15 protein-coding genes are annotated in these 18,796 nt (G+C 70.4%); 10 read left to right on the plus strand and 5 right to left on the minus strand.

Features of this window, described 5'->3' with window-relative positions:
• The first annotated feature begins 20 nt into the window (after positions 1-20).
• Together OG410_RS28365 and OG410_RS28370 are read left to right on the plus strand one after the other, a co-directional pair.
• A complete protein-coding gene (locus tag OG410_RS28365) occupies positions 21-1,835 on the plus strand; it encodes a glycosyltransferase family 2 protein (protein ID WP_329301701.1) in 1,815 nt (604 codons plus the stop codon).
• A 3-nt stretch (positions 1,836-1,838) separates the two neighbouring features.
• Positions 1,839-3,827: a kelch motif-containing protein gene (locus tag OG410_RS28370; RefSeq protein ID WP_329301702.1), complete on the plus strand. Its 1,989-nt coding sequence runs from the start codon at positions 1,839-1,841 to the stop codon at positions 3,825-3,827.
• Positions 3,828-3,854: 27 nt separating this feature from the next.
• Here the strand turns inward: OG410_RS28370 and OG410_RS28375 are convergent, their stop codons facing one another.
• Positions 3,855-4,853 carry a glycoside hydrolase family 6 protein gene (locus OG410_RS28375; protein ID WP_329301703.1) on the minus strand — a complete coding sequence of 333 codons (999 nt, stop codon included), beginning with the start codon at positions 4,851-4,853 and terminating at the stop codon, positions 3,855-3,857.
• 108 nt (positions 4,854-4,961) lie between these two features.
• Positions 4,962-5,945, minus strand: a complete 984-nt coding sequence (locus tag OG410_RS28380; RefSeq protein WP_329301704.1) for an ArsR/SmtB family transcription factor — start codon at positions 5,943-5,945, stop codon at positions 4,962-4,964.
• Between the two features lie 72 nt (positions 5,946-6,017).
• On the opposite strand from OG410_RS28380, the gene OG410_RS28385 reads away from it, so the two are divergent.
• From OG410_RS28385 to OG410_RS28400, 4 genes are all read left to right on the plus strand, one after another.
• A complete protein-coding gene (locus OG410_RS28385) occupies positions 6,018-7,478 on the plus strand; it encodes an MFS transporter (protein WP_329301705.1) in 1,461 nt (486 codons plus the stop codon).
• Between the two features lie 219 nt (positions 7,479-7,697).
• Complete coding sequence (locus OG410_RS28390) at positions 7,698-8,207, plus strand: MarR family winged helix-turn-helix transcriptional regulator (RefSeq protein ID WP_329301706.1); 510 nt, start codon at positions 7,698-7,700, stop codon at positions 8,205-8,207.
• Between the two features lie 110 nt (positions 8,208-8,317).
• Positions 8,318-8,656, plus strand: coding sequence for a DUF3817 domain-containing protein (locus OG410_RS28395; RefSeq protein WP_326785449.1), 339 nt, complete (start codon positions 8,318-8,320; stop codon positions 8,654-8,656).
• A 96-nt stretch (positions 8,657-8,752) separates the two neighbouring features.
• The gene (locus OG410_RS28400; protein WP_329301707.1) at positions 8,753-10,453 is read left to right on the plus strand and encodes an acyl-CoA mutase large subunit family protein; all 1,701 of its coding nucleotides are present in this window, start codon (positions 8,753-8,755) and stop codon (positions 10,451-10,453) included.
• 390 nt (positions 10,454-10,843) lie between these two features.
• On the opposite strand, the gene OG410_RS28405 is transcribed toward OG410_RS28400, so the two are convergent.
• Positions 10,844-11,506: a TetR/AcrR family transcriptional regulator gene (locus tag OG410_RS28405; protein ID WP_329301708.1), complete on the minus strand. Its 663-nt coding sequence runs from the start codon at positions 11,504-11,506 to the stop codon at positions 10,844-10,846.
• Between the two features lie 245 nt (positions 11,507-11,751).
• On the opposite strand from OG410_RS28405, the gene OG410_RS28410 reads away from it, so the two are divergent.
• From OG410_RS28410 to OG410_RS28425, 4 genes are all read left to right on the plus strand, one after another.
• A complete protein-coding gene (locus OG410_RS28410) occupies positions 11,752-12,726 on the plus strand; it encodes a tetratricopeptide repeat protein (protein ID WP_329301709.1) in 975 nt (324 codons plus the stop codon).
• Between the two features lie 622 nt (positions 12,727-13,348).
• Positions 13,349-13,981: a DUF6230 family protein gene (locus tag OG410_RS28415; protein WP_326785445.1), complete on the plus strand. Its 633-nt coding sequence runs from the start codon at positions 13,349-13,351 to the stop codon at positions 13,979-13,981.
• Between the two features lie 121 nt (positions 13,982-14,102).
• A complete protein-coding gene (locus OG410_RS28420) occupies positions 14,103-14,678 on the plus strand; it encodes a DUF6114 domain-containing protein (RefSeq protein WP_329301710.1) in 576 nt (191 codons plus the stop codon).
• Positions 14,668-15,969: a hypothetical protein gene (locus OG410_RS28425; protein WP_329301711.1), complete on the plus strand. Its 1,302-nt coding sequence runs from the start codon at positions 14,668-14,670 to the stop codon at positions 15,967-15,969. The genes OG410_RS28420 and OG410_RS28425 overlap by 11 nt, the downstream gene beginning before the upstream one ends.
• Before the next feature lie 90 nt (positions 15,970-16,059).
• Here the strand turns inward: OG410_RS28425 and pyk are convergent, their stop codons facing one another.
• Both pyk and OG410_RS28435 read right to left on the minus strand, forming a co-directional pair.
• The gene (gene pyk, locus OG410_RS28430; RefSeq protein ID WP_329301712.1) at positions 16,060-17,490 is read right to left on the minus strand and encodes a pyruvate kinase; all 1,431 of its coding nucleotides are present in this window, start codon (positions 17,488-17,490) and stop codon (positions 16,060-16,062) included.
• A gap of 96 nt (positions 17,491-17,586) precedes the next feature.
• Positions 17,587-18,789, minus strand: a complete 1,203-nt coding sequence (locus OG410_RS28435) for an acetate kinase (RefSeq protein WP_443063913.1) — start codon at positions 18,787-18,789, stop codon at positions 17,587-17,589.
• Between the last annotated feature and the right edge of the window lie 7 nt (positions 18,790-18,796).

Consider the following 18,796-nt stretch of genomic DNA (forward strand, 5'->3'; position numbering starts at 1 on the left):
CTTATGTGTGGGTACCAGCCATGACGATCATCGGACTCGTCGAACCACGGGAGGGCGATGTGCGGCCCGCGGGCTACGACTACGACACCTACAGCCGGCTCGCCGGACCCCTGACCCAGCCGTCCGGCACCGGCTACCGGGTGCAGTACACCAAGCTCCTGTCGCGCGAGCCGCGCCGAATAGGCGCCATCCTGCTGACGACCTTCGCCCCGGTGCTCACCGGCGCGCTCCTCGTCTACCTCGTGTGGCCCACCCACTGGGTGCAGCGCGAGGGCGGCGAGCCATGGCGGAACGCCCTCGACACCACGATGCTCGTCGTCATCGGCCTGATCGAACTCTTCATGGTCGTCAACGTCATGAGCATCGCCCACGCGACGCTGGTCGCCCGCGACCCCGTACCCGTCCTTCCCGCGCAGGGGACCCGGGTCGCCTTCCTCACCACCTACGTCCCGGGAAAGGAACCCCTCACCACGGTCCGCGCCACCCTCGAAGCCGCGGTCCGGCTCACCCACTCCGGCCCCCTCGACGTCTGGCTGCTCGACGAGGGCGACGACGAGCAGGCCAGAGCCCTGTGCGCCGAGCTCGGCGTCCGGCACTTCACCCGGTTCGGCGTGCCCGAGTGGAACCGCCCCGAGGGAAGCCACAAGGCCCGCACCAAACACGGCAACTACAACGCGTGGCTCGCCCTGTACGGGCACGCGTACGACTTCTTCGCCTCCGTCGACACCGACCATGTCCCGCTGCCCGGATTCCTCGAGCGCATGATGGGCTACTTCCGGGACCCCGACGTCGCGTTCGTCGTCGGCCCCCAGGTGTACGGGAACTACGAGAGCCCCGTCACCAAGGCCGCCGAGTCCCAGCAGTTCCTCTTCCACGCCCTCATCCAGCGCGCCGGCAACCGCTACGGCTCGCCCATGTTCGTCGGCACCAACAACGTCGTCCGGATCGCGGCCCTCAAGCAGATCGGCGGGCTGTACGACTCCATCACCGAGGACATGGCCACCGGGTTCGAACTGCACCGGCACCGCAACCCCCGGACGGGCCGGCACTGGCGGTCCGTCTACACGCCGGACGTGCTCGCCGTCGGCGAGGGGCCCTCCTCCTGGACCGACTTCTTCACCCAGCAGATGCGCTGGTCGCGCGGCACCTACGAGACCCTGATCAAGCAGTACGGGAAGGCGCTGGTCACCATGCCTCCCGGCCGGCTCCTGTCGTACACGCTGATGCTCCTCTACTACCCGATGACCGCCGTCAACTGGCTCCTGGGCATCGTCAGCTGCTTCCTGTTCCTGTGGTTCGGGGCATCCGGGACGCAGGTCTCCGCGTCCATGTGGCTGATGCTCTACAGCGACGCCGCCGCCCTCCAGATCTGTCTGTACCTGTGGAACCGGCGGCACAACGTCTCACCGCACGAACCCGAGGGATCCGGCGGCCTGGCCGGCATGGCGATGTCGGCGCTGTCGGCCCCCATCTATCTGAAGGCGCTGAGCGACGCGGTCGTCCGGCGCCCCAGCCGTTTCGTCGTCACCCCGAAGGGCCACGACGCGAGCCCCGACCGGCTGGGGACCTTCCGTGTCCATCTCGGCTGGGCCGCGCTGCTCGCCGTCTCGCTCGGCGCCTCGGCCGTCCTCGGCCACACCCACGCGGCCATGCGTGCCTGGGCGCTGCTGGCCATGGGGATCTCCCTCGCCCCGGTCGCGGTCTGGATCCGCACCCTCGCCGGGGAGCGCGGGACCCGGCTCGAGGCGCCCGCTTCCGTCCGCGTTCCCGACAGCCGGGAATCGCCGGCGGCCACCCCCGTCACGGTCACCGGCTCCACGACAGGAGGCACCTAGTCCATGGCCCGCCGGCCCTCGAAGAAGACGAAGACGACGAGTACGAAGAATACGAAGAAGGCGAGGAAGACGCTGCTCGGCATCACGGGCCTCGCCGTCCTCGCGGGGCTCAACGCCCCGGCCGCGCTCGGCTTCGCCGGTGAGACGTACCACGAGTACAAGATCTCCCGGCCCGCCTACACGGCGAAGTACGGCTCCTGGAGCAGCGTCGAGATCCCCGCGGAGTACCGCACCAACGCGATCCACGCGGCCCTGCTGCACACCGGGAAGGTGCTCATCGTCGCCGGCTCGGGCAACGAGCAGAAGAAGTTCGACCAGGGGTCCTTCGACACGGTCCTGTGGGATCCGAGGACGGACACCTTCAAGAAGATCCCCACGCCGGACGACTTCTTCTGCTCCGGACACGCCCAGCTCCCCGACGGCAGGATGCTCGTGGCCGGCGGCACCGCCCGCTACGAGAAGCTGGACGGCGAGGTCGTCCGGGCCGGCGGCGGCATGCGCGTGAAGAACGAGAACCCCGACAGAACCGTCGTCCTCAAGAAGGGCACCGTCTTCCGCTCGCCCGCCGGCGTCGACTACGTCAGCAGGGTCGACGTGACGGTCCCCAGGGCGAAGCGGAACCAGATCATCACCTACGACCGCAACGGCGCCATGCAGCCCTGGAGGACCGAGGTCACCGCCGGAGAGGCCCGTGTCTTCGTGGAGGCGGAGGAGAAGGGACCGGGGTCGGTCACCGACCGGCAGGCCCAGTACGAGATCGTCGGCCTGCGCGGCGAGGACGCCTACAACACGTACGGCCTCTCGGAGAAGATCACCCTGGAGAAGCAGGACTTCCAGGGCATCAGGGCCGCCTACGAGTTCGACCCCAGGGCCGAGCGGTACATCCCCGTCGACCCGATGGACAAGGCCCGCTGGTACCCGACCCTCGTGGGACTCGACGACGGACGCGTCCTCGCCGTCTCCGGGCTCGACGACGTCGGGGTCATCGACCCGGGCGACACCGAGATCTACGACCCGGTGACGAAGAGGTGGAGCCCCGGGCCCCACCGCTACTTCCCCACCTACCCGGCCCTCTTCCTCACCAAGGGCGGCAAACTCTTCTACCCGGCCTCCAACGCCGGGTACGGACCCGCCGGCCAGGGCCGCGATCCGGGCCTGTGGGACCCGCGGACCAACACCTTCCAGAAGGTCCCCGGCCTGCGGGACGCCGACCGGACGGAGACCTCCGCGTCGGTCCTGCTCCCGCCCGCTCAGGAGCAGAAGGTGATGATCCTCGGCGGCGGAGGCGTCGGCGAGTCCAGGAAGTCCACCGCCCGCACCGCCATCGTCGACCTCAAGAAGGACAGCCCGGCTTTCGAGGACGGCCCCGACCTTCCCCAGGGCACGCGCTATCTGAACAGCGTGATCATGCCGGACGACACCGTGTTCACCACGAACGGCTCCCGGGACTACCGCGGCCGCGGCGCCAGCAACATCCTCAAGGCGCAGTTCTACGATCCCCGGACCAACACCTTCCACGAGGCCGCGTCCCCCCGCGTGGGCCGCAACTACCACTCCGAGGCACTGCTCCTGCCCGACGGCCGTGTCGTCACCTTCGGTTCGGACCCGCTCTTCGACGATCAGCGGAACACCAAACTGGGCCACTTCGAACAGCGCATGGAGGTCTTCACCCCGCCCGCCCTGCACCGCAACCGCGCGAACCGACCGGTGCTGGGCGCCGGCCCGGAGGAGCTCGACGCGAACCACCGGGCGAGGTTCCTCACCGGCCACCCGGAACGGGTCGTCAAGGCCCGGCTGATGCGGCCGAGCGCCGTCACCCACACCACGGACGTCGAGCAGCGGTCGATCGAACTGGGGCTGACGAGGACGGCGGACTCGGTCACCGTGGACGTACCGAGGGACCCGGCGCTGGTACCGCCCGGCTGGTACATGCTGTTCGTGACCGACGCGCAGGGCACACCGTCCGAGGCGAAGTGGCTCCACGTCAGGTGACCCCGCGCGCGGAGCCGTGGGCGGCCGTCAGCCGGTGGGACCGCGCGTCAGCTCCAGGGCGTACTCCGGCCACCACCGGCCGGCCGCCGGACCGCCCCCGCACTCTCCGTCCGACTCGCCGGGCCGTTTGATCCACAGGTAGGCGTCGAGGGCGGGCTCACCGGTGGCCGTGGTCGGCGGGGTGCCCAGCGCCCGGCCCGGCGGGTTGCACCAGACCCCCTCCAGCGGGCCGTTGCCGTTGCGGCTGGTGTCGACGACGAAGTGCTTGCCGCCGAGTCTGCCGGAGAGGCGGACGCCGTACTCCTTGCTGACCGTGTCCGTCTGGAAGTTGGCGACGTTGAGCGAGAAGCCGTCGGCGTGCGCGATGCCCGCGCGTTCCAGGGGCCCGACCAGTTTCTCCGGGTCGGGGATCCAGGAGGGGTTTCCGGCGTCCAGGTACACCGTGGTGCCCGGCCGGCGCTTCAGCCGGACGATCGCCTCGCTCAGCAGCCGTTCGCGCTCGTCGTGGTACTCGCCCGGCGTACAGCCGTCCACGATGTGGGCGACCGCGTCCGGTTCCAGGATCACCAGGGCCCGGCCGTCGCCGAGGGCGTCGGCGAACCTGCCGATCCACCGCCGGTAGGCGTCCGCGTCCGCCGCCCCGCCCGCCGAGTGCTGGCCGCAGTCCCGGTGCGGGATGTCGTACGCCACGAAGAGCGCCGTCCGCCCCTCGCGGGCCGCGGACGCGGTCGCCGACCGGACCGCCGGACCGGGGTCGAGCTCGCCGGCCGGCCACAGGGCGACGGGCTCGTCCGCGATCCGCCTCAGCAGCGCGGCGTCCCCGGCACGGCCCTGCCGGCGCCACAGCTCGCTCTGCCGGGCCGCCGGGCCCCGAGGGTCGACCCAGAAGGGCGAGCGGGCGGCGGGGCCCGCCTGCTTCGAGGCGCCGCCTGCGACCGGGGTCCGGCCCGTCTCGGGCGAGGGCGCGCAGCCCGCCGCGAGCCCGAGCACCGCGAGCGCCGCGAGGGCGCGGATCAGCCGGGGCATGCTGCTCCCTTGTACGAGGGTGACAACCGGTCACCAATCGTGGCACAAGGGGGCATTGCGGCGGCATTTACGCGGGGGAGCGGCATGGCGCGGTGGGGCACCCCGCGGTCAGCCGCCGCCCGACGCCAGCGCGATCCCGAGTGGCGTCCGCTCGTACAGCACCTGATGCCCGTACCGGCGCGAGACGAGCAGGCCCGCGTCGCGCAGGGCGGTGAGATGCGCGGAGACCGACGACGGGGCGAGGCGCAGCCGGTGCGCGAGCGCGGTCGTGCCGGCCGGTTCGTCGAGCGCGGTGAGCACGGCGGCCCGGCCGCGCCCGAGGAGCCGTACGAGCACGTCGGGGGTGCGGTCCGTCGGCTCGGCCCACAGGCCGCCGATGCCGCGCGCCGGATAGACGAGCGTCGGCTGCCAGGGCGGTTCGAAGCCGCTGATCACGTCCGGCCACGAGAACACGCTCGGCATGAGGACCAGGCCCTGCCCGGCCAGGTGCCGTTCGTGCCGGCCCGCGACCTCGACGGTCAGGGTGTGGGAGCGCCAGCCGAACCGCCGGTCGATCTCCGGGAGGAGTCCGCCGAGGCCGACCTCGGCGAGCCGCCGCGAGTGGAAGGCGACGTCGGCCTCCAGCAGGGCGCGCAGCCGTGGCCAGTCCGGTTCGACGAGGGTGTGCCAGGCCTGTTCCAGCAAGCCGGTCAGTTCGCGCACCATGCGGGCCGGGTCGGCCAGCAGAGCCCGGCCGCGCGCCGAGGCCAGGGCGCCGGGGGTGTCGGCGAGCGAACGCGCGCTCTCCTCGCGGGCCACCTCCGGGTCGGCCGCGCGGATGGCGGCGATCTCCTCCTCGAAGCTCGCCGCGGGGCCCAGCGGTGGCGGGCCGAGCCAGTCGGGGGAGTAGCCGCGCTGCGGCATCAGCAGCCACAGCGGGGTGAGGTCGAGTCCGGCGGCCGCCGCGCGCATACGGCGCAGCCAGTGTGCGTGATAGCCGTGCCGCGCGGGCCGGTTGAGCGTGCGTACCGCCTCCTGCGTCTCCCACAGCGGCGACACCGCGAACCGGCAGTTGAGGAGGTCGTCCTCCCCGAAGTGCAGCAGCGACGGCATGAATGACCTCAGAAGATTCGGCTGACGCCGAAACTTTACGTGGCCGGAGCGGGGCCGGGCACGCTGTCGCCCATGCCGGAAGCAGAGACGAAGGGCGCGCCGACAGTGCCCGCACCAGCGCCCGCCACGGAGAACACCGCTGGGCCCGCCACGGAGAACATCGCTGGGCCCGCCAAGGAGAACATCGCTGGGCCCGCCAAGGAGAACGCGTCCGTCGCCGAGAGCGCGTCGGAAGCCTTCCCCGCGCGGACCGGGTACGGTCCCGTGTTCGCCGTGCCCGAGTTCCGTGCCGTCTTCGCCGCGCACGCGTTCTCGCTGCTCGGGCTCGTCGTCAGCGAGATCACGCTCTCCGTCCTCGTCTACGGTCTGACGGGCTCCCCGCTGCTGAGCGCCCTGACGTTCGCGCTCGGGTTTCTGCCCTACCTGATCGGCGGGACCCTGCTCGCGGGCGTCGCGGACCGCTTTCCGGCCCGCCGGGTCCTGGTGGTGTGCGATCTGGTGTGCGCGGGCTGTGTGGCCGTGATGGTGCTGCCCGGCGCGCCCGTCGCGGTGCTGCTCGTGATGCGGGCGGCGCTCGCCCTGGTCGCGCCGGTCTTCCAGGGGACGCGGACGGCGACCCTCGCGGACGTCCTCGGCGACGGGGAACTGTTCGTACTGGGCCGGTCCCTGCTGCGGATCCTGTCGCAGAGCGCGCTGCTCGCCGGTTTCGGGGCGGGCGGCCTGCTGCTCACCGTCGTCTCCCCGCGCCACGCGCTCCTCGTCACGGTCTGCACCTTCCTCGCCTCCGCGGCGCTGCTGCGCTTCGGCACCCGGCGGCGGCCCGCGCGGGCGCACCGGGGGCAGGCGCTCGTGCGCGACTCCCTGCGCGGTGCCCGCCGGGTGCTGGCCGACCGGCGGATCCTCGTGCTGCTCCTGCTGTTCTGGGTCCCGCCGATGTTCGTCGTCGCGCCGGAGGCGCTGGCGGCGCCGTACGCCGAGGGGCTCGGGGCCGGTACGGCCGGGCTCGGCCTGCTGATGTGCGCGCTGCCCGTCGGCACGATCGCGGGGGAGCTGTTCGCGGGTTCGCGGCTGCGGCCGGTGACCCGGGGCCGGCTCACGCTCCCGCTGGTCTGCGTCACCTTGCTGCCCTACGCCGCGTACGCGCTGCGGCCCGGACTCGGCTGGACGCTGGTCCTGCTGGTGCTCGCGGGCGCCGGATCGGCGTACACCCTCGGCCTGGACCAGTGGTTCGTGCGGGCGGTGCCGGACGAACTGCTCGGGCGGGCCATGACGCTGAACACGGCCGGGCTGATGACCGTTCAGGGCGTGGGGATGGCCCTGTCGGGCGCGGTGGCGGAGCTCGCCGGGGTGAGGGCGACGGTCGTGGGCGCGGGTGTCCTCGGGACCATGGTCTGTGTGGCCCTGGCGGTGGCGGCCCGGCGTGCCGGACACGGCACGGAACCGGGCGGGAGAACGGACAGGACGTCGGACAGGACGTCGGACAGGACGACGGACAGGACGACGGACAGGACGTCGGGGAGCGGTGAACGGTGAACGGTGAACGGAACGGGGATACGGGCGCGGCGGGCGGAACGGGGAGCGGAGGGAGCCGGTAGTCGTATGGAACCGTCGGCCGAACCGGCCCGGCACCCACCTCCCGGACCCTGTCATTTCGGGGTCCCGGGACCGCCCCGGAGCCCGTTTCCGCGGGGGCGGATACCGAAAAGCGAGACGGGGCTGACCACGATGTGACCGGCCGGTAAGGTCGTTGGCGTGCCGAAGCCGCTCAGTCTTGCCTTCGATCCCATCGCCCGTGCCGACGAACACTGGCGCGAGCGCTGGGGCGCCGTGCCGTCCATGTCCGCGATCACCTCGATCATGCGCGCGCACCAGATCCTGCTCGCCGAGGTGGACGCGGTCGTCAAGCCGTACGGACTGACCTTCGCGCGCTACGAGGCGCTGGTCCTCCTCACGTTCTCCAAGGCGGGCGAGCTGCCGATGTCCAAGATCGGCGAGCGGCTCATGGTGCACCCGACGTCCGTCACGAACACGGTGGACCGGCTGGTGCGGTCCGGGCTCGTCGACAAGCGGCCGAACCCGAACGACGGCCGGGGCACCCTCGCCTCCATCACGGACAAGGGCCGTGAGGTCTGCGACGCGGCCACCCGCGATCTGATGGGGATGGACTTCGGTCTCGGGGTGTACGACGCCGAGGAGTGCGCGGAGATCTTCGCCATGCTGCGGCCCCTGCGGGTCGCCGCGCACGACTTCGACGAGGCGTAGCCGCGGGAGAGCCGGGCGCCGGACGGGCGACGGGCGGGTGCCCGGGAGCCCGGGCGGCGTGGCGTGGGGGCGCGTGAAGATCGGCCGAAAAGGGTGGCTACCCTCGTGCCATGAAGAAGAGCGTGTTGACCCGCTACCGCGTCATGGCCTACGTCACCGGCGTCCTGCTGGTTCTGCTGTGCCTCGGCATGATCGCCAAGTACGGCATGGGCATGGACGGAGCCGCGGACTTCACCCGTGTCGTCGCCATCGCGCACGGCTGGCTGTACGTCGTCTACCTGATTTTCGCCTTCGACCTGGGTTCGAAGGCGAAGTGGCCGGTCGGCAAGCAGCTCTGGGTGCTGCTGGCGGGCACGATTCCGACGGCCGCCTTCTTCGTGGAGCGCAGCATCAGCCGCGAGCTGGAATCCAAGGTCGCGGAGGGTGTTCCCGCGGTCGCCAAGGCCTGACCCACGACTGACCCACGACTGACCCACGACCGCCGTGCGGTATCGCACGGCGGTTTGCCATCGACATTTACTAGGACGTCCTAGTAAATTCGAGGTATGGACGCTCACGCCATCGAGGAAGGCCGCCGACGCTGGCAGGCCCGTTACGACGCTTCGCGCAAGCGCGAGGCCGACTTCACCACGCTCTCGGGTGATTCCGTGGAGCCGGTGTACGGTCCCCGGCCCGGGGACAACTACGAGGGCTTCGAGCAGATCGGCTGGCCCGGGGAGTACCCCTTCACGCGCGGGCTGTACGCGACCGGCTACCGGGGGCGTACGTGGACCATCCGGCAGTTCGCCGGGTTCGGCAACGCCGAGCAGACCAACGAGCGCTACAAGAAGATCCTCGCCAACGGCGGCGGCGGCCTGTCCGTGGCCTTCGACATGCCCACGCTGATGGGCCGCGACTCGGACGACCCCCGTGCGCTCGGCGAGGTCGGTCACTGCGGTGTGGCGATCGACTCGGCGGCCGACATGGAGGTCCTCTTCCAGGACATCCCGCTCGGTGACGTCACGACGTCGATGACGATCAGCGGGCCCGCGGTGCCGGTCTTCTGCATGTACCTGGTCGCCGCCGAGCGCCAGGGCATCGACCCCGCCGTGCTGAACGGCACGCTCCAGACCGACATCTTCAAGGAGTACATCGCGCAGAAGGAGTGGCTCTTCCAGCCCGAGCCGCACCTGCGCCTCATCGGCGACCTGATGGAGCACTGCGCCGAGAAGATCCCCGCGTACAAGCCGCTGTCCGTCTCCGGGTACCACATCCGGGAGGCCGGCTCCACGGCCGCGCAGGAGCTCGCCTACACGCTGGCGGACGGCTTCGGCTACGTGGAACTGGGCCTGTCCCGCGGGCTCGACGTGAACGTGTTCGCCCCCGGCCTCTCGTTCTTCTTCGACGCGCACGTCGACTTCTTCGAGGAGATCGCCAAGTTCCGCGCGGCCCGCCGGATCTGGGCCCGCTGGATGCGGGACGTGTACGGCGCCACCTCCGAGAAGGCGCAGTGGCTGCGCTTCCACACGCAGACCGCTGGCGTCTCGCTGACGGCCCAGCAGCCGTACAACAACGTCGTGCGCACGGCCGTGGAGGCGCTCGCGGCGGTCCTCGGCGGCACGAACTCGCTGCACACCAACGCGCTGGACGAGACGCTCGCCCTGCCCTCCGAGCAGGCCGCGGAGATCGCCCTGCGCACGCAGCAGGTGCTCATGGAGGAGACCGGCGTCGCCAACGTCGCCGACCCGCTGGGCGGTTCCTGGTACGTCGAGCAGCTCACCGACCGGATCGAGGCCGACGCGGAGAAGATCTTCGAGCAGATCAAGGAGCGCGGACTGCGGGCGCACCCGAACGGGAAGCACCCCATCGGTCCCATCACCTCCGGCATCCTGCGCGGGATCGAGGACGGCTGGTTCACCGGCGAGATCGCCGAGTCGGCGTTCCAGTACCAGCGCTCGGTCGAGAAGGGCGACAAGCGGGTCGTCGGCGTCAACGTCCACCACGGGTCCGTGACCGGCGACCTGGAGATCCTCCGGGTCAGCCACGAGGTGGAGCGCGAGCAGGTGCGGGTGCTGGCCTCGCGCAAGGGAGACCGCGACGAGGCGGCCGTGCGCGGTGCGCTGGACGCCATGCTCGCCGCCGCGCGCGACGGTTCCAACATGATCGCCCCCATGCTGGAGGCGGTCCGTGCCGAGGCGACGCTGGGCGAGATCTGCGGTGTCCTGCGCGACGAGTGGGGCGTGTACACGGAGCCGGCGGGCTTCTGAACGGCCCCGGGCAGCCCGGCGCCCCTGCCTGCCCGGCATCCGGGCCGGGCCCGGGGCTCCGGGCTCTCGCTCCGCCACCGAGGCCTGCCCGGCGCCAGGTGCCCTTTTCTCGCCCCCTCCGCCCCTACCCGTCCCGTACCCGGGGGCTCCGCCCCCGGACCCCCGCTCCTCAATCGCCGGAGGGGCTGGATTTCCCTGGCCGGGGCTGAAACTTGCCGCGGCCGGGCTGAAATGTGGCGCGGCCACCACGATGCACCCGCAGTCGGCATCCGGTGCGAGGGGACGTGCCGGTACATCGATGCCCGTCGCCACCGACGGTCACGCCTCGGCCGACAGCGACGGGCTGATGCACCGGCGCGGCCCCGACCCACGACATTCCCGGCCGCCCTGTCAGACTCCGGCCGGGCCCTCCGTCGAGGGAGGCGCCGGTTCGTCGGCTGCCGATCCGGTCAGGCCGAAGAGCAGGACCCGGGTGAACGAGCGCACCCATTCCTCGTCCGCGGGTTCCGCGCTGACCAGGGTGCGATGGACGACCGCCCCGGCGACCACGTCGAAGATCAGGGCGGCGGTACGGTCGGCGGCGGCCGGGTCCGACTCCGGGGGGAGTTCGCCGCGCTCCTGGGCGCGGGCGCGGCCCTCCATGACCAGGCGCTTCTGCCGGTCGACGATGGACGTGCGGATGCGCTCGCGCAGCGGCTCGTCACGGGTGGACTCCGCGACCACGGCCATCAGCGCCGTCTTCGCCTCCGGGCGGTCCAGGATCGCCGCGAACTGGAGCACCACGCCCTCGATGTCGGCGGCCAGACTGCCCCGGTCGGGGAGCTCCAGCTCGTCGAAGAGCTCGGCCACCGCGTCGACGACCAGTTCGTTCTTGCCCGCCCAGCGGCGGTAGAGGGTCGTCTTGGCGACTCCGGCGAGGGTCGCCACGTACCCCAACGTCAGTTTGGACCAGCCGAGTTCGACCAGCGCCGTGCGAGTCGCCTCCAGGATCGCGGCGTCGGCGGCGGCGCTGCGGGGGCGGCCCGTCCGGGCGGCCTGGGAGCGACATTGCATGTCAGTGACCATATCCGGCCGCATCACCGTCGATATCCGGCGGTTGTGTGAAGCCGTGAGGGAGATCACCGGAAGACGGTACGCGGGCAGGTCCCCGTGCAGTTACGCTACGACTCGTAGCGAAAGCTCGACCGCGGCGACAACCGCACAGGCGCCAGGTGGGGACCCGGCGCCGAACAGGCCTGACACAGCCTGGCTTTCACGACGCTTTTCACACGTGCGCGAGGAAGGGGGAGGATGTACTCATGCAGCCACGGAACATGTCCATGAGCGGAGTCGTCGACCTCGCCGCGGTGAAGGCGGCCCAGGAGGCCAAGTCGAAGGCGGAGCAGGCGCGAGCCGAATCCGCCAGGCAGGGCGGAGGCGGGGCCGTGACTCCCGCGAGCCTCGTCATCGACGTCGACGAGGCCGGATTCGAGCAGGATGTCCTGCAGCGCTCCACCGAGGTGCCCGTCGTCATCGACTTCTGGGCCGAGTGGTGCGAGCCCTGCAAGCAGCTGAGCCCGCTCCTGGAGCGGCTGGCCGTCGAGTACAACGGGCGCTTCGTGCTCGCCAAGATCGACGTCGACGCCAATCAGATGCTGATGCAGCAGTTCGGGGTCCAGGGGATCCCGGCCGTATTCGCGGTGGTGGCCGGACAGGCCCTGCCGCTCTTCCAGGGAGCCGCCGCCGAGGCGCAGATCCGCGGGACCCTCGACCAGCTCGTCCAGGTGGCCGAGCAGCGCTTCGGCCTGACCGGCCTGACGGTCGACGCCGACGCCGGGCCGGGCGAGTCCCCCGCGGCACGGGAGGTGCCGGCCGGACCGTACGACGCTCTGCTGGAGGCCGCCGTGCAGGCGCTGGACGCGGGCGACTTCGGCGGTGCCGTCCAGGCGTACAAGAACGTGCTGGGCGACGACCCGGGCAACACGGAGGCCAAACTGGGCCTGGCCCAGGCCGAGTTGCTCCAGCGGGTGCAGAGTCTCGACCCGCAGCGGGTGCGCCGGGAGGCCGCCGAGAAGCCCGGTGACGTGGCGGCGCAGATCGCGGGGGCCGATCTGGACCTCGTCGGCGGCCATGTGGAGGACGCCTTCGGGCGTCTCATCGACACCGTGCGGCGCACGGCGGGCGACGACCGGGACGCCGTACGCGTGCGGCTGTTGGAGCTCTTCGAGGTCGTCGGTGCCGACGACCCCCGCGTGGTCGCGGCGCGCAGGGCCCTTGCCCGGGCGCTGTTCTGACCAGTCCGTAAACGCCAGGGCCTGTGATGCCCGGGTGAAAGATTGGCCGACAGGGACGCATGTGGCCGCGCTTTACCAAAACTTGGTAAACGCGGCCGCTGTTACTCGTAGTAAGTCGAGAGCGTTGAACTGTCTGATTCCGTCCGGAATTTGACCGCTGTGTCACCCCTGGCGGTGCCACCCTGCGTCGCCACCCGATACCGACGGGTCGTTCTTCGGTTATCGCGCCGTTACTAGCGAGTAACGAACCCCCTTGTGCACGCGGCGAGAATGCACCACGATCGGCGACGCTCGGTCCATTCCCGCACCCCGACAGCCAATCGGGTCGGCGGACTTTCTGGGTCCCCACCGAGTAGAGCCGACAGCAGTGCGATCGGTTCTTGGGCAGGGGGGTCTTCGCCGTCCGGCGGAGCCTGTCCAGCAGGTTGTGCGTGATGTGTTCAGGCGCGACCAGTGGTTGTCGCTCGGGGGTGATCGCCGGTGATTCGGGTGCATTTCGCACCTCCGGGTACGGGCGCTCTCCTTCCCGAGGACGTAGCACTTCTCCCATCCCTGCCCGACTGAGCCGCCGCAACGTGGCAGTCAGGGCCAGGAGATGTACGTCCGAGAAGGAGGAAAAAATATGTCTCAGGTGCGTGGCGGGACCAGATGGAAGCGGTTCGCCGTCGTCATGGTGCCCAGCGTGGCAGCCACGGCAGCGATAGGTGTCGCCCTCGCGCAGGGTGCTCTCGCCGCATCGTTCAGTGTCTCCGGTCAGTCCTTCAAGGTGACCGCGGACAAGCTTGAGGGAACGGGCTTCTCGCAGTACGGAGCCCTGGACCAGGGCACGGGCCTCGACGGCAAGGCTGCGCTGCACCCCGTCGCGGTGTCGGCGTTCAAGAGCGCCGACATCACGAGCATGTGTCAGTCCGTCGTCACCCCGAACATTCCGGTGCTCGGTTCTGTCAGCCTCGTGCTGAAGGCCGGTGGCGGCAGCACGCCGGTTCACGCCGACAACCTCTACATCGATGTCGAGGACCTCGGCGCCGACGCGACGTTCACGAACATCGACATCGGTGTTGCCGCCAAGGACGCCAGCAAGGGTCCGGGCATGAAGGGCGGCGGCGAGCAGGCCAACCCCTACGGGTTCGCCCAGCAGGCCGAGAAGGCCGTGCTGACCGATGTGAAGCAGACGGCGTGGGCGACCACCGCCGGCACGTTCAAGCTCAGCGGTCTGAAGATGTCGGTCAAGGCCGGCACCCACGAGTGCTACTGAGCACCCCAGGGGTGGGCGAGGAGGCTCAGGCCGCTTCGCCCACTCCGCCCGCTCCGCCCGTCGTACGCGGAGCACTCAACGCGTACTTCTCATAGCAATGCCGTTCCAGGGAGCTGTTTCCATGAGCGCCGAGACCCCTGCCGCGCCCGGCCAGAACGATGAGCACTACCTTCAGGTGTTCCGGCGGAACTTCCGTACCTGGAGGGGCGATCGCCCGTTCTGGGCGGGTCTGTACATCGTGTTCGGCGGTTTCCCCATCGCCTACTTCCCGTACGCGCACCTTCACCTCGGCCATCTGACGCTGGCGATGTCCACCACCGCCGGTGCCGGGTCCCTGATCATCGGCGTACTCCTCGTCGTGCTCGGGATCAGCCTCTGGTTCCAGAAGCACGTACGGACGTTCGCGGGTGTCGCCGCGATCCTTCTCGCCCTGGTGTCCATTCCGGTGGCCAACCTGGGCGGCTTCCTGATCGGCTTCCTGTTCTCCCTGCTCGGCGGTGCCATGGCGGTCTCCTGGGTTCCCGGAGAGCCCGAGGAGGGCTACGCCGCGTCGGGTTCCCTCGCCAAGCAGGACACGCCGGACGGTTCGGCGGCCGAGCCCATCGGGTACGAGGCGGCCGACGGTGCGGGCGACCCGAACGATCTGTCAGGAACGAGCCCGAGCAACGGGGCGAACGGGAGGCGCAGTGCCGGCTGACGAGGTGACCCACGGGATTGATGTGGAGGAGTCCCGTGTGAGAACCGGGCCGCGCCACGCGGCCCCGAGGAAGCCGCTGTTCACCAGGTTCCAGATGCCCGCCGGCAAGGTGATAGCCATAGCGGCGATGCCGACGGCGGTGCTCATGGGCATGGGGTTCACCCCGACGCTCGCCCAGGCCGACGACCACTCCACCTCCAAGAGCCTCACGGCCGAGGAGTACCAGGCGTGCGTCGAGGCCGTTGCCGGTGAGGAGGCGTCGGACACGGCGTCGCCCTCCGCCTCGGCGAGCACGAGCGCGAGCCCGTCCTCGGACCAGGCCACGCCGAGCCCCTCCGCGTCGTCGGGCTCGACGGACAAGGACACGTCCTCTTCGTCGGATTCAGGTTCCGACGACAAGGCCGAGCCCACCGCGTCCCCGTCGGCCTCCGCGAGCACGCAGGAGAAGGCGGCGGACAGCGCTGCCTCCACGCCGGCCCCTTCGGCGACCGAGAGCAGCAAGAACCCGCTCGACCCGCTGGGCGTCGGCGACGCCATCAAGGACATCCTCACGCCCGACGAGACGGCGAGCTCCACTCCGGCGCCGTCCGCCTCGGCGAGCGCGACCGCCGGCTCGGACACGTCGGACGACAAGGGTGCCGCGGAGACCGTCAAGGACACGACCGACAAGGTCACCGAGACGGTCGAGGACACCACCGACAAGGTCACCGACGCGGCGTCGAAGGCCGCGTCGGACACCACCGAGACGGTCGAGGACAAGGCCGCCGAGGCCACCGCGACGCCCAGCCCCTCCGCGAGCGCCACCACGGACGCCGCGGACTGCCCTGTCGCCACCGACGACGAGGGCGGCGTGGACAACCAGGTCGCCCTGCCGACCGATCCCTGGTACCTCAACGCCAGTTCGCTGCTGCTCAAGGGCGCCGACTACCAGGGCATAGTCAAGGTGAGGACCGCCGACGGCACCGTCAAGAAGGTGCTGAAGTACGTCATATCCGACGGTACCGACATCGGCGATCTCCACCAGACCGTGAACGACAAGCAGTCCGGCAAGACCTACCACGTGCAGGCCGCCTCGGGTTCGACGTCCACCATCCGTGACGGCAAGACGATCATGTACACGGAGAGCATCTCCGGGAACCTGCTCGGGCTCATCCCCGTCACGTTCGACCCGGACAACCCTCCGCCGCTGAACATCCCGCTGATCTACTTCACCAAGGTGAAGGTCGTTCAGGCCGGCCAGTTCGGCGGCACCCTGCACGTCCCCGGACTCCACCAGTACACGACCGGCTGAGTCGTCCAGAGCCCGTCCGGGAGCCGCACAAACGCTGAGGGCGCCCCCTGTTCACAGGGGGCGCCCTCAGCGGCGTACGGCGGGCGGGGATCAGGCGCGGTCGGCCTCGCCCAGGTGGTGCACCCGGACCATGTTGGTGGTGCCGGCGACGCCGGGGGGCGAACCGGCGGTGATCACGACGACGTCGCCCTCGTTGAACCGCTTGAGCTTCTGCAGCTCGCGGTCGACCAGTTCGACCATCTCGTCGGTGCTCTTCACGAACGGCACGACGTGGGACTCGACGCCCCAGCTCAGCGTCAGCTGGTTGCGGGTGCCCTCGTCCGTGGTGAAGGCCAGGATCGGCTGGGCGGCGCGGTAGCGGGAGAGCCGGCGGGCGGTGTCACCGGACTTGGTGAAGGCCACCAGGCCCTTGCCGCCGAGGAAGTCGGCGATCTCGCAGGCGGCGCGGGCGACCGAACCACCCTGCGTGCGCGGCTTCTTGCCCGGGACCAGCGGCTGCAGGCCCTTGGAGAGGAGCTCCTCCTCGGCCGCGACGACGATCTTCGACATCGTCTTCACTGTCTCGACCGGGTACGCGCCCACGCTGGACTCGGCCGACAGCATGACCGCGTCGGCGCCGTCCAGGATCGCGTTGGCCACGTCGGAGGCCTCGGCGCGCGTCGGACGGGAGTTGGTGATCATCGACTCCATCATCTGGGTCGCCACGATCACCGGCTTGGCGTTGCGGCGGCACAGCTCCACGAGTCGCTTCTGCACCATCGGGACCCGCTCCAGCGGGTACTCGACGGCCAGGTCGCCACGGGCCACCATGACGGCGTCGAACGCCGCGACGACGCCCTCCATGTTGTCGACCGCCTGCGGCTTCTCCACCTTGGCGATGACGGGGACGCGGCGGCCCTCCTCGTCCATCACCTTGTGGACGTCGTTCACGTCGTCGGCGTCGCGCACGAAGGACAGGGCGACCATGTCGCAGCCCATCCGCAGGGCGAAGCGCAGGTCCTCGACGTCCTTCTCCGACAGCGCGGGCACGTTCACGGCCGCGCCGGGCAGGTTGATGCCCTTGTGGTCGGAGATCACGCCGCCCTCGATGACGACCGTCTTGACCCGGGGGCCGTCGATCTCGACGACGCGCAGCTCCACGTTGCCGTCGTTGATGAGGATCTGGTCGCCGTGGGAGACGTCGCCGGGCAGGCCCTTGTAGGTGGTGCCGCAGATGTGCTTGTCACCCGGCACGTCCTCGGCCGTGATGACGAACTCGTCGCCACGCTCCAGCTCGACGGGGCCTTCGGCGAAGGTCTCCAGGCGGATCTTCGGACCCTGCAGGTCGGCGAGCACGCCGATGGCGACACCGGTCTCGGCCGAGGCGGCCCGGACACGGTCGTACCGGCCCTGGTGCTCGGCGTGGGATCCGTGGCTGAAGTTGAAACGGGCCACATTCATACCGGCCTGGATCAGCTCGACCAGCTTCTCGTGGGAGTCGACCGCGGGGCCGAGAGTACAGACGATTTTCGAACGGCGCATGGGGCGATCCTATCGGTTTGTTTCGCAACGGAATATTCCGTCTGGCGGAAGATACAAATGGGCGGGCGGGTGCTCAGGCGTGGCTTTCCGGCCCGCTCAGGCATTGCCCTTTCCGACCAGCGCGTACGTCTGTGTGGCGATTTCCAGTTCCTCGTCCGTCGGCACGACGGCGACCGCGACGCGCGCGTACGGCGGTGAGATGAGCCGGGGCTCCTCACCGCGCACGGCGTTCAGTTCGCCGTCGACCGCGAGCCCCAGTTCCTCCAGTCCTCTGATCGCGGCCTCGCGCACCGGGGCGGCGTTCTCACCCACTCCGGCGGTGAAGGCGACGGCGTCCACCCGGCCGAGGACCGCGTAGTAGGCGCCGATGTACTTCTTCAGCCGGTGGATGTAGATGTCGAAGGCGAGCCGGGCCTGTTCGTCCCCCTCGTCGACACGGCGGCGGATCTCCCGCATGTCGTTGTCGCCGCACAGACCGATCAGACCGCTCTTCTTGTTGAGAAGAGTGTCGATCTCGTCCGTGGACATGCCGCCAACGCGCTCCAAATGGAAGATGACGGCCGGGTCCACGTCGCCGGACCGCGTTCCCATCACCAGCCCCTCCAGAGGAGTGAGCCCCATCGAGGTGTCCACGCACCGCCCGCCCCTGACCGCGGACGCCGAGGCCCCGTTGCCCAGGTGCAGCACGATGACGTTGACCTCCTCGGGCGCCTTGCCGAGCAGTTCGGCGGTCGTCCGGGAGACGTAGGCGTGCGAGGTGCCGTGGAAGCCGTACCGGCGGATGCGGTGCTCGTCGGCGGTCGCCACGTCGATCGCGTAGCGCGCGGCCGCCTCCGGCATCGTCGTGTGGAACGCGGTGTCGAAGATGGCGACCTGGGGGAGGTCCGGGCGCAGCGCCATCGCGGTGCGGATGCCGGTGAGGTTCGCCGGGTTGTGCAGCGGAGCGACCGGGATCAGCCGCTCGATCTCGGCGAGCACCGTGTCGTCGATGACCGTCGGTTCGGTGAAGGTCTGCCCGCCGTGCACCACCCGGTGGCCGATGGCGGCCAGTTCGGGGGAGTCCAGGCCGAGTCCGTCCACCGCCAGTTCCTCCGCCATCGCCTTCAGCGCGGCGTCGTGGTCGGCGAACGTGTCGGCCCTCTCGCGGGTCTCGCCCGTCGTTCGCGTGGTGTGCCGCAGCAGGGAGGTTCCCTCGCCGATGCGCTCCACCAGGCCGACGGCCAGACGGGTGCCGTCGCGCATGTCGAGCAACTGGTACTTCACCGACGACGAGCCGGAGTTGAGGACGAGGACCCGCACGGCCGGC

This window comes from Streptomyces sp. NBC_00659, assembly GCF_036226925.1.
Lineage (GTDB): Bacteria > Actinomycetota > Actinomycetes > Streptomycetales > Streptomycetaceae > Streptomyces.

Bases quoted from the DNA above. Each gene is read 5' to 3' on its own strand.
- OG410_RS28365 (WP_329301701.1), top strand. From the start codon at position 21: ATGACGATCATCGGACTCGTCGAACCACGGGAGGGCGATGTGCGGCCC.
- OG410_RS28370 (WP_329301702.1), top strand. From the start codon at position 1,839: ATGGCCCGCCGGCCCTCGAAGAAGACGAAGACGACGAGTACGAAGAAT.
- OG410_RS28375 (WP_329301703.1), bottom strand. From the start codon at position 4,853: ATGCCCCGGCTGATCCGCGCCCTCGCGGCGCTCGCGGTGCTCGGGCTC.
- OG410_RS28380 (WP_329301704.1), bottom strand. From the start codon at position 5,945: ATGCCGTCGCTGCTGCACTTCGGGGAGGACGACCTCCTCAACTGCCGG.
- OG410_RS28385 (WP_329301705.1), top strand. From the start codon at position 6,018: ATGCCGGAAGCAGAGACGAAGGGCGCGCCGACAGTGCCCGCACCAGCG.
- OG410_RS28395 (WP_326785449.1), top strand. From the start codon at position 8,318: ATGAAGAAGAGCGTGTTGACCCGCTACCGCGTCATGGCCTACGTCACC.
- OG410_RS28400 (WP_329301707.1), top strand. From the start codon at position 8,753: ATGGACGCTCACGCCATCGAGGAAGGCCGCCGACGCTGGCAGGCCCGT.
- OG410_RS28405 (WP_329301708.1), bottom strand. From the start codon at position 11,506: ATGCAATGTCGCTCCCAGGCCGCCCGGACGGGCCGCCCCCGCAGCGCC.
- OG410_RS28410 (WP_329301709.1), top strand. From the start codon at position 11,752: ATGCAGCCACGGAACATGTCCATGAGCGGAGTCGTCGACCTCGCCGCG.
- OG410_RS28415 (WP_326785445.1), top strand. From the start codon at position 13,349: ATGTCTCAGGTGCGTGGCGGGACCAGATGGAAGCGGTTCGCCGTCGTC.
- OG410_RS28420 (WP_329301710.1), top strand. From the start codon at position 14,103: ATGAGCGCCGAGACCCCTGCCGCGCCCGGCCAGAACGATGAGCACTAC.
- pyk (WP_329301712.1), bottom strand. From the start codon at position 17,490: ATGCGCCGTTCGAAAATCGTCTGTACTCTCGGCCCCGCGGTCGACTCC.